A 16,393-nucleotide genomic window follows, 5' to 3' on the forward strand; every position below is an offset into this window, starting at 1 on the left:
TCGTCGCACCAAATGTGGTGGTTGCCGCGCCCTTCTTCAAGCAGTTCTTGTGTCACGCTCCCGTGAGTCGGGCAAGGGCGTCGTCCATGGCCCGGGCCGGGAGCTCGATCAGCCTAGGCGTTTCGGTGAACAGCAGGGCCGCCTTGATTTCCCACCCGGGATAAAGCGGCTGCAGCAGGGCGCGATAGAGCGCGAGCTGAAGCAGATAGGCCGGCGGGACTTCGGCCAGGGAGGCGGGTGCGGGCCTGTTGGTCTTGTAGTCGACGATCGAGACCGTATCCGGCGTCACCGCCAGCCGGTCGATCTTGCCGGAGATGGAGCGGATTTTGCCCTTGACCTCCAGGCTGCCCATGATCGCGACCTCCGCACGTGATGACGGCGCGAACAGTTGACCGAGGCCGGGGTCGGCAAGGATGGCCATGACCGATGCCAGGGCCTTTTCACGCTCGGCTTGCGGCCACCCCGCACCCGTTCGCGAGAGGTAACGCTCCGCCGCGCTTTGGCGGCCGCTCTCGGCCATGCCGGGCAGCATCTGCAGCAGTTTGTGCAAGGCGAGCCCGCGCATCACGGCAAAACCCGGCTCGGCATCGGCGTCCAGCACCGGCGAGGCCTTGTCGACAACCGCTTCCTTGCCTTCCTCGATCAGCGCCGAGGCGCCCGATGGCGACAACGGTCGCGGCAGGTCCTCGAAAGGCGGCAAGGGCCGGAACAGGGTCGCCGGCAGCGGGCCGAAAGCATCGGCTTGCCGCGCCTGTTCACTGACGCCCGGCGCGACCGGCGGCAAGTTGGTGACATGGAAACGATGCACCGGCTCGCCGCCGGCGGGGTGCGGACGCTGTTCGCTTTCCGGCGCACCGATCAGCGCGCGGCTGACGATCGAATGCCAGGTTCCGGTGTTCGGCGCCCGCTTGCCGTGATAACCGCAGACGATCAGCCGGTCCTCCGCGCGCGTCATGCCGACATAGAGCAGCCGGCGGTATTCGTCGTCGGCGAGTTCGCGGGCGCGAGCAGCCGCCGTTTTCGAAAAGCCGTTGGCGACGTCGCTGGCCGAACGCCAGAGATAGCCCTTGCCGTCCCAATGCCTGCCCGACCCCTCGAAAGGCATCAGGCGCGGCAAATGCTGGTCGCTGAAGGGAGCGGAACCGCCGTCGACCAGGAACACCACCGGCGCCTCCAGGCCCTTGGCGGCGTGCACGGTCATGACCCGGACCTCGTCGCGGGTCTGATCCATCTCGCGCTTGATCTCGGGGCCGGCGTTTTCCAGTGTCGACAGGAAGGCTTCCAGCCCGGGCAGGCCGGTCCGCTCGTCCGCAAGGCAGAAGCTCAGGAACTCATCGAGAATGTCGCCGGCTTCCGGCCCGAGCCGGGCGACCATCCTGCGGCGCACGCCATCGCGCGCCAGCAGGCCGGCATAGAACTCGAACACCGGCTTGAAGGCGGCCTCATCAGCCCAGAGGTCAAGCTGAGCGACGACCTTTGCGAGGGCTTCGTCGTCGCCGGCTTGCTGGCGCAGCGATGCCGCCAGCGACACGCCGGCCGGCCTCTGCGCGGCGAGCGTGAACAGCCTCTCCTCCGGCAGGTCGAAGATCGGGCTGCGCAGGACGGCGGCGAGCGACAGGTCATCCTGCGGCTGGATCAGCAGATGGCCGAGCGCGATCAGATCCTTGACCGCGATATGGCCGGGCAATCTCAGCCGGTCGGCGCCGGCGACCGGAATGTCGCGACGCTTGAGCGCGCGGGTCAGCGCGTGGACGAAGCTGTCGCGCTTACGCACCAGCACCAGCACGTCGCCCGGCCGCAGCCGCTTGCCACGGCCCTCGATGATTTCGCCCATGCCGATCCACCCGGCAATGGTGGCCGCGACATGCTCGGCGACGCGCACCGCCGGCGCATGGGCATGGTCGATCGCTTGCGTCCAGTCGTCGGGCTCGTCGACGGCCTCGGCGCCGATCGAAGGCCACACCTCGACATAGCCCGGCGCATCGGTGCGGATCGCCTTGTGGTCCAGCGGATCGGGGTCGTGGCTGATGCCGCGCCGCACGGTCGGATCGGCAAAGACCCGGTCGACGGCGGCCAGCACATCGTCCGTGGAGCGGAACGACCAGGTCAGCTTGAGGTCGGCGAAGGATGCATCGGCCTCGCGCACCCGCCCGGCGAACAACAGCCGGCTGTCGGCGAAGGAGTCCGGGGCGGCACCCTGGAAGGAATAAATCGACTGTTTCTCGTCGCCGACGGCAAAGACTGTGCGGTGGACCCGATCGCGCGCACCGAAGCCGGCAAAGAATTCTTCCGCCAGCCGCTTCACCACTTCCCATTGATCCGGGCTGGTGTCCTGCGCCTCGTCGAGCAGAATGTGGTCGATGCCCTGGTCGAGCTTGTACTGCACCCATGGGCCGGCATCGGGCCGCGCCAGAAGGTTCACCGTGCGGGTGATCAGGTCGTTGAAGTCGAGAAAGCCGCGGCTGCGCTTCAGCACTTCGTAGCGCGCGATCAGCCAGTCGGCGATGGTGAGCGCCGCACGTGTGCCTTCCAGCATCCGGAACAGCGCCAGCCGGTCGACGGTCTCCACGATGGCGCCGGCCGCCGAGAGATAGCGCTCGGCAAGGTCCGGCAGCCGGTCGGCCAGCGCCTTCTTGAAGGCCTTTGCCGGATCATAGGGATCGCCATCGGTCTTGAGGAAGGCTCTTGCCAGGAGTTGCAGCCGACGAACGGGATCGCCCTCGGCGAAAGCCTGGCGCGCATAGGGCAGGATGTTGTTCAGCACCGATCTGGCGTCGGTGGCTTCGGCTGCCTGGACAAAGCCGGCAAAATAGTCCGGCAGGAAGCCGGGCAGCGGCCATATCGACGCCGCTATGCCTTCGGCGGTCTGGCCGGGGCGGAAATGGAACTCATCGAACAAGGGCTGGAAGCCGTCGCGCCCGACGGCATCGAGGAAATCGCGCAACCCGTCGCGCTTGCGCACGATCTCGCCGAGCAGGGCGTCGAGACCGGCTTCGCCGCCGCGCTCCAGCACAGTGGCGAAGGCCTCGGCCAGGGTCCTGTCGCCGGCGGCGGAAATCATCTCGCGGCGGGCGGCGGCAAAAAGCGAGGCCTCCATCTGGCTGTCGAGCATTTCGAAATGGGCGGGGATGTTGGCTTCGAGCGGGAATTGATGCAGCACGGATTCGCAGAAAGCGTGGATCGTCTGGATCTTCAGCCCGCCAGGCGTTTCCAGGGCCTCGGCGAACAGGCGGCGGGCTCTGCGCATGGTGTCGCGATCGGGCCGGCGCCCCTCCAGCGCCTCGACTTTGGACGCCAGTTCGGCGTCGTTAAGCGTCGTCCACTCCGACAGTGTCGAAAAAACCCGGTTCGACATGTTGGCGGCCGCGGCGCGCGTATAGGTCAGGCACAATATCTTCGATGGGTCGGTACCGTTGAGCAGCAGCCGGATGACGCGCTGGGCAAGCACATGGGTCTTGCCCGATCCCGCATTGGCCGACACCCAGGCGGAATTGCCGGGATCGGCGGCGCGGGCCTGGCTCGAAGCCGTGTCGGTCGGGATCGGATAGGCTTTCTTCATGCCTCTCCGCCCTCGTCCCCGGCGTCTCCGCCGGCGGACCATTCGAGTACGCGGGCGAGGTGGTCGTAGTCGCCGTCGGTTTCGCCTTCGCGAAACGGCAGCGCGCGCGACAGATAGCCGGTCGCCGGGTCGGCATAATGGATCAGCAGCTTTTCCAGCCGCGCCCAGGCCTCTTCGGCGAGATCGGCCGCGGTGCGTGGCTGGCGGTTGTGTTCGAGTATGGACTCTTCGAACACCTCGCCATTCGGCTTCAGCCTGATGAAGGCCAGTTGCGACGGTTCGCGCATCCCCAGATCCTTGAACGCGCCACGCCTCAGCAGCGCGCCTTCCAGCGCCAGTTGAGGCGCCAGCAGCGTATGCGCCTGGGCCTTCGAAGGCGAGGAACCCGTCTTGTAGTCCAGAATGTCGGCCATGCCGCCGGCCAGCAGGTCGACCCTGTCGGCGTAACCGGACAGCGTCACCCCGGACTGTCCGACGACGGTTTTCCCAGCCCTCTCCTCGGCATGCCGCTGGACCACCGCATCGGCGCGCGTGCGCTCCCATTCGATGATGTTGGCGGCGAGCTTTTCGAAACGCGGCCACCACACCGCCTCGACATCGGCCGGAAGCACGGCCTCGGCAAAACAGGCGCGGCCGGCGGCGATGAGCCCGGCCAGCGCGTCGGGTGCGCGCGGGTCGGCCACCTCGGACGAGAAGAGATGCAGGATGGCGTGAAACAGCGTGCCGCGCTCGGCCGCGCCGGGATCGCGGATCAGTGGATCGAGCGGCATCAGGCCGAGCATCCTTCGGGCATAGATGGCGTAGGGGTCGCGGCGCAGCGTCTCGATCTCGGTGACCGAGAAATGGCCCGGGCGCACGGGCAATGGCGGTTTCGGCTGCGGCCGCGGCGCGAAATCCCGCTTCGACCCTGTGTCGAGCGCGCGTGCCCAGGCAAGCAATTCATCGCCGCGCCGGCGCAGCGCCGTCGCCTGGTCGTTGCCGATGAAGGTGAGCAGCCGCTGCAACCAGCGTGACGGCACGGCGGGCGCGTCGCCGGCGCGCGCCGAGCGCGCCAGCAGCACCTTCCTGGCACCCATGGCCATCTGGAAGTCATGCGCGGCGAGGCCGATACGCCGCTCCGGCGGTTCGAGATCGATGCCGGTCTTCATCAGCCGCGACATGAAGCGGTCGCTCTCCGGCTTGCGCGGCCAGACCCCTTCGTTGAGCCCACCGATGACCAGTGTGTCGACATGCTGCAGCCGGGCTTCCAGCGCGCCCCAGATGGCGATGTTCCTGTCGGTGCCTTGCGCCGGCTTGACGGTCTCGGGCGCGATCAGCGCCTCCATCACGTCAGGCCATTCGATTGCCGCGAACGACAGCGGCGCCGAAGCCGCGACCAGCCCGCGCAAAAGGTCGGCGAGCTTTTCGCCGGCATCGCCGGCGTAGAGTTCGCCAAGGCCGCCATCGGCGGAACTGCCGAGATTCTCCAGGGCAACGACGCTGGTCTCGACCAGCGCGGCAAGGCCGGCTTCCGCCTGGCCCCGAAAGGCTGAAAGCGGCGCCAGCGCTTGCTTGAGACGTTCAAGCAAATTCCGCGCGCCTTCGATGGAGCGCACGGTCAGCCGCGCAAACCAGAAGGGCGGCCGGCTGTCATCGCCAAGGCCGGTGAGGCGCGCTTCGAAAAGGTCCGGCAGCGACGCAATGTCGGGGCGGCCGGTGCCGCCGCGCAGCGCCACCAGTTCGACCAATTCCGCCGCGTGGCGCACATCGCCGCGTTCCAGGCCGAGGCCGAGCAATGGATGCTTGAGGAGCGACAACAGGCCGACCGGATCTCCCGGCCGGAACACCGCCTCGAGCGCCAGCCTGAGCAGGCTGGCCGCCGGCGTGTTGGAAAGCGGCGTGCCGCCGGAATCGTCGGCAACGACACCGAAGCGCTTGAGCTCGACACTGACGCGGCGCGCCAGGGCGCGGTCGCCGGTCACGAGAGCGGCCCTTTGGCCGGGTTCTTCCACGGCCTGCTTGAGTGCGACCGCGATCGCGACGGCCTCGTCGCGCTCGCTTGCCGCTTCGAGCAGCGTCACGTCGGCGAAGGCGGCGGCAATATCGGACGCTGAAAACCCGTTTCGCGTCTCCGCCCACAATTCAGTGGTCTCGGCCGGCCGCAACGCCTCGCCGACAAGGGCCGCGCGGAGCGCGAGCTTCGGCTCGGCCGCGCCGATCTCCTCGACATCGCCGCGCAGCACGCCAATCTTGCCGATCAGCTTCGCCAGGCCGTATTGCGGATGGCCAAGCACGGCTGGACGCGCGCCTGGCGCCACGAGCGCCTGGAAGGAGGCTTCGTCCAGTAACTGGTCGAGCCCGGGCAACACGATGGCGCCACCGGTGAGGCCGGCGATGGTCGCAAGCAGCTCCGCCGTGGCGGGGATGGAGCCGGTGGACCCCGCGGCTATGACCGGCCCGGCGGGCGGATTGCGCCGCAGCCGCGCCGCCTCGGCGCGGATCAAGGCGCTGCGATGCGCTGCCGGGTTGGAGCGGTCGCTTTCTTCGAGGAATTTCGGCCAGGCATCGGTGACGATGCCGAGGAATTCGAGCGTCACCTGCCACCATCCGGCAAGGTTCCCGCTCACCAGGCCGGCAAGTTTGGCCCAGTCGGTGCCTTCCGTCTCGATCTCGTCCATCAGTCCGGTCAGATCGCGCGCCAGCCAGATCGCGTCGGCGGTGGAGGCAGGCACAACGATCTCCTCGGCGAAGAGCGCCGCGACATGGGCGGGCAACCGGCGTTTCCACGCCCGCACCAGCGGCGTCAGCAGCAACAGCCGTTCGGTGGCGGCGATCGGCGGCGCCAGATCGATTGCCGCCGATGGCTCGGCCTCGAACAAGGCTTCATCCTCGTCGAATTCGCCGAGCGGACGGATCACCGGCAGGATCGCCGAACCGCCGCCGCCACGCGCCTTCAGGCTGTCGACGAACACGCCGCGCAAGGCACGTGCGGCACGGCGCGTCGGCACATAGATGGTGACGTCGGCCAGGGCGAGCGGATCGCCGTCGAAACGAAATCCGGGGACAAGCCGGCCGGCAAGCAGCGCCTCGGCCAGCGTCGGCAGAAACGGCGCTCCGGAGGGAATGGAGAAAACGCGGCTTGAGCCGCTCATTGCGATCCGATGAGTGCGCCGGCCACCGCGTCTTCGGCGAGCGGAATGGCGTCGGGCGTGCCGACGGTTATCCAGCGACCATGCATCGGCATGCCGAACAGGCGGCCGCCGGCAATCGCCTTGTCGAAATAGGCGTTGAGCGAATGCGGTTCGGCGGTTGCGTCCTTGAACAGGCGCGGATGGATGATCGCGGCGCCGGCATAGATCAGGCCGGCAGGATCGCCTTTCGAACGCCGCAGCGCGCCGTCCGGCGCCACCAGGAAATCGGTGCTGCCACAATGGCCTGTCGCCTGATGGAGATCCGCAAGCATCAGCAGAATATCCATTTTCGCCGCGTCCCATGCAAGGGCGAGCCGCCTGAGATTGAGCGGGCCGTGGTCGATCCAGAATGTATCGGCGTTGAGGATGTAGAACGGCTGTTGGCCGAGTTCCGGCAGCGCCTTGACGATGCCGCCGGCGGAATCGAGCAGCCGGTCGCTTTCATCGGAAATGACGATGCGCGGCGCGCGGCGCGCGGCGACATGGGCGACGATCTGTTCGGGAAGGTAATGGACATTGACCACCGCCGTGCCGACGCCGGCCGCGGCCAGGCTGTCGAGGCCCCAGTCGAGCAGCGTCTTGCCGGCGATCCGAACCAGCGGTTTGGGGATGGTGTCGGTGATCGGCCGCATGCGCTTGCCAAGCCCCGCGGCAAGTACGATGGCGGTGTCCGGTCTCATTGTCACAGCGCTCGTTCCTCCAGCAACCCGTGCGCGCCGTAGAAATCCCGCAGCTCGGCGAGCGCGGGATGCGACAGCGCCCGCCTGAGATAGTCGCGGATGCGCGGCAGGTGCTTGAGATAATAGGGTTTGCCGTCGCGTTTTTCGAGGCGCACGAAAATGCCCAGGATCTTGGAATTGCGCTGCGCGGCCATGATTGCGTAGGCTTCGAGGAAGCCTGCTTCATCGAAGCCGCCGGCTTTGTGACGCGCCGCGACATAGGCAGCAAGCGTCCGCTTCTCGATCTCGGGCGGGATGGTGACGCGGGCGTCCATGGCAAGCGAGGCGACATCATAGGCGGCGGGACCGATCAGCGCGTCCTGCACGTCGACGATGCCGAGCCGGTCGAGGCCGGACCGCTCGCCGCGCCAGATGATGTTGGGTGAATGGAAGTCGCGCAGCATCAACGTGTATTCGCTGCCTTGCAGCCGGTCGAGAAGCGCGTTCCATGTCCTGTGGTAGCCGGAACGCAGCGCGTCGCTCGCCGGGCCGCCCGATATCGCCGGCACGTACCAGTCGATCAGCAGGTCCGCCTCGATCAGCATGGCGTCGCGATCGAATGGCGGCACGTCATGGACGACGCCGGGTGCCGCCTCCATGCGGGGCGGCCAGGTCTTGCCATGCATCATGGCAAGCAGTTCGGCCGCTGCCTCGTAGCGTTCGGCGACCGGCTCGCCATTGCCGGCGAGAAAGCCTTCCGAGCCCAGATGCTCGAGCAGCAGGAAGCCCTGGTCGAGATCCTGCGCGTCAATCCTGGGCACCGCGACGCCGGCAGCCTGCAGCGCACGGTCGATGGCGACGAAAGCCGACACCGACTGCGCGGTGTGGGCGATCACGGCATAGGGCTTGCCGTCGCGCACGGGAGGGCCGAGCACCAGCCGCGGCGAATTCATCAGCACTCGCGGCGCCTCGCCGGCAAGCGAGACGATCTCGTAGGAGCGGGCCGAGGCATCGCCGATGAAATGCCGGCGCCGCGCTTGCCCCCATCCGGCGTTGTCGAGGAAGCCGCGCATGGCCAGCGAGCGCGCCACACGGTCGAAGCTCGCGCCTTGCCCCGACAGGCGCGCCAGCCGGCCCTCGCCGTGCTGGACGAGTTCGATCAGCACCGTCGTCTTGGGCAAATAGCCCTCAGCCCGTTCGGGCCACTCGATGAGGGCGGCACCTTGCGCGATTGCTTCCTCGAAGCCGAGCTCGTCGAGCTCGGCCGCCGAGGACAGGCGGTAGAGATCGAAATGATGGACCGGGATGCGTGTGTCGTAGCTCTGAACCAGCGTGAAGGTCGGGCTCGGCACTTCGAGATCGGCATCGTCGGCCAGTGTTCGGATGAGCGCTCTTGCCAGCGTCGACTTGCCGGCGCCGAGATCGCCCTTGAGCGCCAGCACGTCGCCGACGCGCAGCGCCAGCGCCAGATCCTCGCCCAGTCGCGCCGTCTGGGTCTCGTCGGCGAGCAAACGCTCCAGCACCGGTTCCGTCATCGAGCGCGCTACTCGGCCGCTGCGCGGATACCCGGCATGTCGGGAAAGGTGCAGATGACGGTCGTGCCCTTGTCCTTGCCGGTTTCGATGCGAACGGCGCCGCCATGCAGTTCGACAAAGCTCTTGACGATCGACAGGCCGAGGCCGGCGCCGCGGCGGCGGCCGCCATTGGTGCGCGGCTCGAAGCGGCGGAACACCGAATCGAGCACATCAGGCGGCATGCCGGGCCCGTCGTCGTGAACCGAGAACTCGACTCCGTCCGCCAGCTGGCGGCAGGCCAGCCGGATGGTGCTGGCCTCCGGCGCGTAATTGGCGGCGTTGCTCAGCAGATTGTAGAGGATCTGGCGGATGCGGGTTTCGTCGCCATGGAACGTCTTCGGCGCGGCGGCGGCGTCGACCGCAAGCCGGATCGAATGCTCCTCCAGCCGGTCGGCGACAAGCTCGGCGGCGGCCGCGATGGTGCGGTCGACATGCACTTCGGAAATGTCGAGCTGCATGATGCCGGCATCGACGGTCGCAAGGTCCAGTATGTCGTTGACGATGGTCAGCAGCACCGAGGAGGACGAGCCGACATGCTCGACATATTCGCGCTGCTTCTGCGTCAACGGGCCGGTTGCCGGCAGCGACAGCAGCTCGGTGAAGCCGATGATGTTGGTCAGCGGCGAACGCAGTTCATAGGACACATGCTGGACGAATTCGTTCTTGAGCTGGTCCGATTTCTCGAGCGCCTCGTTCCTGTCCTTGAGCGCGCGTTCGACGTGGACGCTGTCGGTAACGTCGACGAAGGTCATCATCACTTGCCCGTTGGGCAGCGGAATCACGGCGTAACGCAGCACGGTGCCGTTGTTGAGCTCGGTCTGGCCGTGGCGGTCGCGGCGCTCGTCGTCGAAGCCGGTGATGGCGGCGACGAAGCCGGGCCAGGGGCTCTCGACCGCTTGTCGGTCGGAGAGCTCGCGTATGGCCGATACGTGCACATTGGGCTTGGCGGCTTCCGCGTCCAACCCCCACAGCGTGGCGAAGGCCGGGTTCGACAGGCGCAGCCGGCCGTCGGGGCCGAACACCGCGACGCCTTCCGCCAGATTGTCGAGCGTTTCGCCCTGGACCCGAACCGCGGTGCGGTAGCGGCTTTCGAGATCCATCTTCTCGGTCAGGTTCTCGAACACCCAGGTGACGCCGCCCTTGGGTTGCGGATTGGCGACGACACGGATCGTCTTGCCGTCCGGCAGATGCCACCAGTGTTCCTGCGATTCGACGGCACGGTAGGCGCCGAGCAGGCCTTCCTTCCAGCGGCGCCATTCCGGCTGTTCGGCGATCTTGCCCTCGCTGCGCAGGCGGTCGAGCAAAAGGGCGTTGTCGGGCGCGCTGTGCAGGAAGCCGCTGTCGAGCCCCCACAGTTTCTGGAAAGCCTGGTTGAAGAAGCGCAGCTTCTCGTCGGTGTCGAAGATGGCGACCGCGGTGTTGAGCTGGTCGAGCGTATCGGCGTGGCTGCGCACAGTCCGCTCGTATTCGCCGCGGATGGCCTCGATGGCGCTGGTGTCGCAGGCAAGGCCGGCCGAACCGTCGGCGCCGGCAAAGTCGGTCACGGCGAACACGCGGCGGTCGCCTTCGATCACCGTCGAAAGCGACTGCTCGAACACCGGATGCGATTTGTGCTGCGTGGCGATGGCGTCGCGCGCCTGGCCGCCGAGGAACTCCTTGGCGCCGCGCACGGCGGCTTCCGCGCTCTCGGCTTCGACGGCGTCGGCATAGGCCCGGTTCACCCATTTCAGGCGGCCATGCTCGTCACGCAGCCATGCCGGCATCTTCAGCGCTTCGAGCAGGCCGATCATCGTGTCATGGTCGGCGGCCAGCCGCTGGTTGTCGATCTTGAGCCGGGCCTGGCTGCGCTGTGTCTCGGACAGCGAGACAAACCGCACCAGCACATGGGCCGCGCTCTTGCGGCCATGCACCTCCAATGGAGCGCCGGCCTGGGATTCGATCACCAGGTCGAACGGCCTGCCTTTTTCGCGCAAACCCGCCACGGCATGTTCGAGTGCCGCCGCCGAACGCGGCATCAGCCAGCGGCCAAAGGCGAGGAACGCGGCCCGTTCCTCCGGCGCGCCGCTTTCGGTCGGCAATGTGCCGATGAGTTCGGGCTTCTTGTTTTCCGAGGCCCAGACGACGACACGCTGGTCGCGCAAATTGAGCAGCGCTTCCGAACGCCGCAATGCCGCGCTGACATCGGCGACGCGGCTTCTCAGCTCGACATTCTCCGCCGAGGTACGCGCTCGTTCGCGGATGAGAACGATGGCCGACAGGAATGCCGTACCCGTTACGCCGACGAACACCGCCAGTTGTACGACCTCGACGGTGCTGATCGAAAGACCGGCCACCGCGGCGCCGGCCGCCTGGGCATGCGCGACCGCCCCCTGCAAGGCGCAGGCAAGCGCGGAACCGGCAAGGAGCAATCCCGCACGGGCGCGCCAGGAAAGGCGCTCGCCGCGTGTGGCGCAGCCCATGGTCCCTGAATCATCGTGGCCGCCGGAAACGGCCTGTCCCGCGTGAAGCGGGTTTTCCCCCGGCATGTCTTGGTCCTCTTCGCCGCCTGAATGCAAGACCGCCCTGACGCGTGCGCCGGTCCTCGCCCCTGGACCCGCGAATCACAACAATAGCGCCTGCTGGAATCGGCGTGAAGAATCATTCGGCGCAAAAATAAAGCCGGGCGAAAAGTCAATCGCCCGGCATCAATATCTTGTAGTAAATTCGGCTTTGGTTAATAGCGGTAGTGTTCCGGCTTGAACGGACCCTGCGGCGTGACGCCGATATAGGCGGCCTGCTCGCCCGACAGCTCGGTCAAGCGGGCGCCGAGCTTGTCGAGATGCAGGCGCGCGACCTTCTCATCGAGATGCTTGGGCAGCACATAGACTTGGTTCTGGTACTGCTCACCCTTGGTGTAGAGCTCGATCTGGGCCAGCACCTGGTTGGTGAAGGACGCCGACATGACGAAGCTCGGATGGCCGGTGGCGTTGCCGAGATTGAGCAGGCGGCCCTCCGACAGGAGGATCATCCGCTTGCCGTCCGGGAAGGTGATCATGTCGACCTGCGGCTTGACATTGGTCCATTTCAGATTGCGCAGCGACGCGACCTGGATCTCGTTGTCGAAATGGCCGATGTTGCCGACGATCACCATGTCCTTCATCGAGCGCATATGGTCGAGAGTGACGACATCCTTGTTGCCGGTGGTGGTGATGACGATGTCGGCGGTCGGTGCCGCATCTTCCAGCGTGACCACTTCAAAACCGTCCATCGCCGCCTGCAGCGCGCAGATCGGGTCGACTTCAGTGACCTTGACGCGGGCGCCCGCGCCCTTGAGCGAGGCCGACGAGCCTTTACCGACATCGCCATAGCCGCAGACGACCGCGACCTTGCCGGCCATCATCGTGTCGGTGCCGCGGCGGATGCCGTCGACCAGCGATTCCTTGCAGCCATATTTGTTGTCGAACTTCGACTTGGTCACCGAGTCGTTGACGTTGATGGCGGGGAAGGGCAGCAGGCCCTTCTTCTGCAGCTGGTAGAGCCGGTTGACGCCGGTCGTCGTCTCTTCGGTGACGCCGCGGATCGCTTCCTTCTGCTTGGTGAAGAAGCCCGGCGAAGCCTTCAGGCGCTTCTTGACCTGGGCGTAGAAGTATTCCTCTTCCTCGCTCTGCGGATTGGACAGCACGTCCTCGCCGGCCTCGGCGCGGGCGCCGATCAGGATGTACATGGTGGCGTCGCCGCCGTCATCGAGGATCATGTTGGAGAGGCCGCCATCGGCCCACTGGAAGATCCTGTCGGTGTAGTCCCAGTACTGTTCGAGGCTTTCGCCCTTGACGGCGAAGACCGGAATGCCGGCCTCGGCAATCGCCGCGGCGGCGTGATCCTGGGTCGAGAAGATGTTGCAGGAAGCCCAGCGGATATCGGCGCCGAGCACCTTCAGCGTCTCGATCAGCACCGCCGTCTGGATGGTCATGTGCAGCGAGCCGGTGATGCGCGCGCCCTTGAGCGGCTTCTTGGCGCCGAATTCCTCGCGGCAGGCCATCAGGCCCGGCATTTCGGTCTCGGCGATATCGAGTTCCTTGCGGCCCCAGCCGGCAAGCGAGATGTCGGCGACCACATAGTCCTTGCTACCCGTCATGGCAGTGCTCCGATGCGAATTGTTATGCGTGCGAATTGTTTGCGGATGCGCCCGTGCCGGAAGACATTTCCAAGGGCGCGAATTGCCGGTCTGACTAGCAGATCAGGTTCCACACGACAATGGGATATAAAGAAATCTTTATTCGTGCATGTCCCGGAGGGCTGATTTCGGGGTCAGCACTCTTCGCCGAAACGGGAGGCGACAAGCTGCTCCAGCGCATCCATGACCTCGAGCGCCTCCGGGCCGCTGGCGGTGACGCGGATCGAGTATCCCGGGCTGGCGGCCAGCATCATCAGGCCCATGATCGACGTGCCGCCGACCTGGACGCCGTCCTTCTCGACATGGACAGAGGCGTTGAAGCCGCTGGCGAGCTGGACGAATTTCGCCGAGGCGCGCGCATGCAGGCCGCGCTGGTTGACGATCGGAAACTCCCGGACGATCTGGTCTTTTTCCGGGAATATCGCGTTCATTTGCTGCTCAGAAGCTGGCTGGCGACATTGATGTATTTGCGGCCCGCGGCCTGCGCTTCATCGAGCGCCGCCGCCATGTTGTCGCCCTTGCGGATCGACGACAGCTTGATCAGCATCGGCAGGTTCATGCCGGCGATCACTTCGGTGCGGCCGGACTCCATCACCGAGATGGCCAGGTTGGATGGCGTGCCGCCGAACATGTCGGTCAGCACGATCACACCTGCCCCTGTATCGACACGGGCGACCGCGTCGACGATGTCGCGGCGACGCTGCTCCATATCGTCGTCGGCACCGATCGCCACGGTTTCGAAATTGTCTTGTGGCCCGACGACATGTTCGACGGCATGTCGGAACTCGGTGGCCAGTTGACCGTGCGTTACAAGCACGAGTCCGATCATTCTTTGGTGGCTCCCGTCATCGCCGCTTCACAGGCGCATTTTATGCTCGCCAGCCAATCCAGGCGGCGGGAGCGCTATCTTGTCGACGCGCGGCCCGTTGACAAGCCCAAAATTGCGCCGGCCCATGCCATTTTGACGCATTGCAGCAAAAAACCCAGGGCGGATCATAGAAAAGGCGCGATCGACAGCCGCGCCATGATGGCCGGCAAGGCCGTGGCGGCGTTGCGCTCCGCAAGGTCGATACACGGCACCGGGCAGCCTGCGACCGGCTCACTGAGTTCCTCCTGGAAACGGGCCATTTCCGCCTTCGGCACAAGCCGCACATGCAGGTCGATCACGCCGCCCGGCTCGAATGGTAGCGGGCGCGGCATGAACCCAGGCACCTCGGCGAGACCGGCGATGGTCGGCGGCACGCGGCAGACCAGCCGCCCGGCGTGTGCCGAGGCAAGCAGCCTGTCGTCGCCGATCAGCCGCGAGAACAGCGCGCGCGCCCGGCAATGGTCCAGGAGCGTCAGCGCCAGTGTCGTCTTGCCGGCCCCGGACGGGCCGGTGATGAGGACGCCGCGATCGCTGATCAGGATCGCGGTTCCGTGGATGTTTTCAGGCTGCGCGGCGGCTTCGGGCATGGTTATATCAGGGCCAAGGTCATCCCTCGGCCGGCAGCGTCACGACGAAGCGTGCGCCCTTGATCTCGCCGGGCTTGGTGCCGGGAATGTTTTCGGCGGTCAGCGTGCCGCCATGGGCCTCGACGATCTGCCTGGAGATCGACAGGCCAAGCCCCGAATTCTGGCCGAACGCCTCGCCGGCCGGCCGGTCGGTGTAGAAGCGTTCGAAGATGCGGTCGATCGTGTCGGCGCGGATGCCGGGCCCATTGTCGTCGACGGTCAGGATGTTGAACTTGCCGGCGCGCGCCAGAGACAGGCTGATGTGGCCATGATCCTCGGGCACGAAGGAGCGGGCGTTCTCGATCAGGTTGGTGATGACCTGGCCGATGCGCAAGTCATGGCCGACGACGACATAGCCCTTGGCGCCCTGTGGCAGCTTGGCAGCCTTGAGCTCGATCTCGACCGCCTTCTTGTTGCGCGTCGTTTCACGCGAAACAGCGACGAGGTCGGTGACGAATTTCTTCAGGTCGACGGTTCCCGCGTCCTCGCGCGCCAGTTCGGCGTCGAGGCGGGAGGCATCGGAAATGTCGGTGATGAGGCGGTCCAGCCGTTTGACGTCATGCTGGATGATCTCCATCAGACGCGCGCGCGAGGTGTCATTCTTCGCCAGGGGCAACGTCTCGACGGCGCTGCGCAACGACGTCAGCGGGTTCTTCAGCTCATGCGAAACATCGGCGGCGAAACTCTCGATCGCCTCGATGCGCGCATAGAGCGCGTTGGTCATGTCGCGCACGGCTATCGACAGATTGCCGATCTCGTCCTGGCGGTCGGAAAAATCGGGGATTTCCTCGCGGCTCTTGACGCCGCGACGCACCCGCACGGCCGCCGCCGACAGCCTGCGCAGCGGGTTGGCGATGGTGGAGGCCAAAAGCATCGACAGGATGGCGGTGACGAGCGCCGCGATGCCGAAGACGCGCAGGATCGCCTTGCGTTCGGCGGCGACGATCTTGTCGATATCGCCGCCTTCGGTCGACAGCATCAGCACACCGAGAACGGCGCGAAAACGCTGGATCGGCACCGCCACCGAGACGATCTGCTCGCCCTGTTCCGAGACACGCACGATGGTCGACGGGCTGCCGGTCAGCGCCTTGACCACTTCCGGAAAGGCGGCGCCGTTGCCGCCCGGCTGCTCGTGATAGACCGGCAGGTCGGTGTTGCGGAAGAAGTCGAAGATGAATTTCTGGACGCGCTCGACAAGGTCGGGTTCCTCCTCTTCGACCGGCGGCAGGTCGTAGCGCAGGATCTGGCCGCGCGAATAGAGATGGCGTGAATCGAGCAGCAGGTTGGCGTCGCGGTCATAAATGCGGGCGCGGGTGCGGGTCGGCGAGATCAGCCGCCGCAGCACCGGCGCCACGCGCTCCGGATTGATCGGAAAATCCAGATTATCGAGCTGGTCCGAGCCAGGTCCCAGGCTTTCGCCGGCCTGCAGCTCGAGCAGCTTTTCCGGGTCGATGCTGATCGAATCCGTCTCGACCGTCGCCGACGCCGCGATGGCGCCGGCGATGATCTCGCCCTGCGTCATCAGGCTTTCGACGCGCGCGTCGATCAGACCGTCGCGGAAGGTGTTGAGGTAGAGGATGCCGGTGACGAGCACCGCCAGCCCGGCGAGATTGAGGAAGAGGATACGCCGCGTCAGGCTGGAAAAGATATGGTGGCCGAGGAATCGGCGCATCGGCACCGTGAATTTCGACACGAAGGACGGCATGATGCGCGACGGCCGCCTGGCAGCGGCCGCCGGTCTGCTTCGTTGTGCTTCCACTGCCATCGAATAGCAGCTCCTGCCT

10 protein-coding genes are annotated in these 16,393 nt (G+C 66.2%); all 10 read right to left on the reverse strand.

Annotated elements, in window-relative coordinates; all coding sequences use genetic code 11:
- Positions 1-52 precede the first annotated feature (52 nt).
- On the reverse strand, positions 53-3,559 hold the full coding sequence (gene addA, locus EN850_RS11300) for a double-strand break repair helicase AddA (protein WP_136091250.1): 3,507 nt from the start codon (positions 3,557-3,559) through the stop codon (positions 53-55).
- Entirely contained in the window at positions 3,556-6,690 is a 3,135-nt protein-coding gene (addB, locus tag EN850_RS11305) for a double-strand break repair protein AddB (protein ID WP_136091251.1), read from the reverse strand. The genes addA and addB overlap by 4 nt, the downstream gene beginning before the upstream one ends.
- Entirely contained in the window at positions 6,687-7,409 is a 723-nt protein-coding gene (locus EN850_RS11310; RefSeq protein ID WP_189591071.1) for a nucleotidyltransferase family protein, read from the reverse strand. Before EN850_RS11310 ends, addB begins: the two co-directional genes overlap by 4 nt.
- A gap of 2 nt (positions 7,410-7,411) precedes the next feature.
- Positions 7,412-8,923, reverse strand: a complete 1,512-nt coding sequence (gene tsaE, locus EN850_RS11315) for a tRNA (adenosine(37)-N6)-threonylcarbamoyltransferase complex ATPase subunit type 1 TsaE (protein WP_127279619.1) — start codon at positions 8,921-8,923, stop codon at positions 7,412-7,414.
- Positions 8,924-8,931: 8 nt separating this feature from the next.
- Positions 8,932-11,487: a PAS domain-containing sensor histidine kinase gene (locus EN850_RS11320; RefSeq protein WP_136091253.1), complete on the reverse strand. Its 2,556-nt coding sequence runs from the start codon at positions 11,485-11,487 to the stop codon at positions 8,932-8,934.
- 188 nt (positions 11,488-11,675) lie between these two features.
- Positions 11,676-13,076 carry an adenosylhomocysteinase gene (gene ahcY / locus EN850_RS11325; protein ID WP_127279621.1) on the reverse strand — a complete coding sequence of 467 codons (1,401 nt, stop codon included), beginning with the start codon at positions 13,074-13,076 and terminating at the stop codon, positions 11,676-11,678.
- Between the two features lie 173 nt (positions 13,077-13,249).
- Positions 13,250-13,546, reverse strand: coding sequence for an HPr family phosphocarrier protein (locus EN850_RS11330; RefSeq protein ID WP_127275650.1), 297 nt, complete (start codon positions 13,544-13,546; stop codon positions 13,250-13,252).
- Positions 13,543-13,944, reverse strand: a complete 402-nt coding sequence (locus EN850_RS11335) for a PTS sugar transporter subunit IIA (protein ID WP_010912939.1) — start codon at positions 13,942-13,944, stop codon at positions 13,543-13,545. Before EN850_RS11335 ends, EN850_RS11330 begins: the two co-directional genes overlap by 4 nt.
- Before the next feature lie 164 nt (positions 13,945-14,108).
- Positions 14,109-14,570, reverse strand: a complete 462-nt coding sequence (locus EN850_RS11345; protein ID WP_136091254.1) for an HPr kinase/phosphorylase — start codon at positions 14,568-14,570, stop codon at positions 14,109-14,111.
- Between the two features lie 19 nt (positions 14,571-14,589).
- Positions 14,590-16,374: a sensor histidine kinase gene (locus EN850_RS11350; protein WP_136091255.1), complete on the reverse strand. Its 1,785-nt coding sequence runs from the start codon at positions 16,372-16,374 to the stop codon at positions 14,590-14,592.
- Positions 16,375-16,393 lie beyond the last annotated feature (19 nt).

The sequence above is a fragment of the Mesorhizobium sp. M8A.F.Ca.ET.207.01.1.1 genome (genome assembly GCF_004794715.1).
GTDB lineage: Bacteria > Pseudomonadota > Alphaproteobacteria > Rhizobiales > Rhizobiaceae > Mesorhizobium.

What these genes read in the sequence shown, in the direction of transcription:
- addA (WP_136091250.1), bottom strand. Translation starts at nt 3,559, where the DNA reads ATGAAGAAAGCCTATCCGATCCCGACCGACACGGCTTCGAGCCAGGCC.
- addB (WP_136091251.1), bottom strand. Translation starts at nt 6,690, where the DNA reads ATGAGCGGCTCAAGCCGCGTTTTCTCCATTCCCTCCGGAGCGCCGTTT.
- EN850_RS11310 (WP_189591071.1), bottom strand. Translation starts at nt 7,409, where the DNA reads ATGAGACCGGACACCGCCATCGTACTTGCCGCGGGGCTTGGCAAGCGC.
- tsaE (WP_127279619.1), bottom strand. Translation starts at nt 8,923, where the DNA reads ATGACGGAACCGGTGCTGGAGCGTTTGCTCGCCGACGAGACCCAGACG.
- EN850_RS11320 (WP_136091253.1), bottom strand. Translation starts at nt 11,487, where the DNA reads ATGCCGGGGGAAAACCCGCTTCACGCGGGACAGGCCGTTTCCGGCGGC.
- ahcY (WP_127279621.1), bottom strand. Translation starts at nt 13,076, where the DNA reads ATGACGGGTAGCAAGGACTATGTGGTCGCCGACATCTCGCTTGCCGGC.
- EN850_RS11330 (WP_127275650.1), bottom strand. Translation starts at nt 13,546, where the DNA reads ATGAACGCGATATTCCCGGAAAAAGACCAGATCGTCCGGGAGTTTCCG.
- EN850_RS11335 (WP_010912939.1), bottom strand. Translation starts at nt 13,944, where the DNA reads ATGATCGGACTCGTGCTTGTAACGCACGGTCAACTGGCCACCGAGTTC.
- EN850_RS11345 (WP_136091254.1), bottom strand. Translation starts at nt 14,570, where the DNA reads ATGCCCGAAGCCGCCGCGCAGCCTGAAAACATCCACGGAACCGCGATC.
- EN850_RS11350 (WP_136091255.1), bottom strand. Translation starts at nt 16,374, where the DNA reads ATGGCAGTGGAAGCACAACGAAGCAGACCGGCGGCCGCTGCCAGGCGG.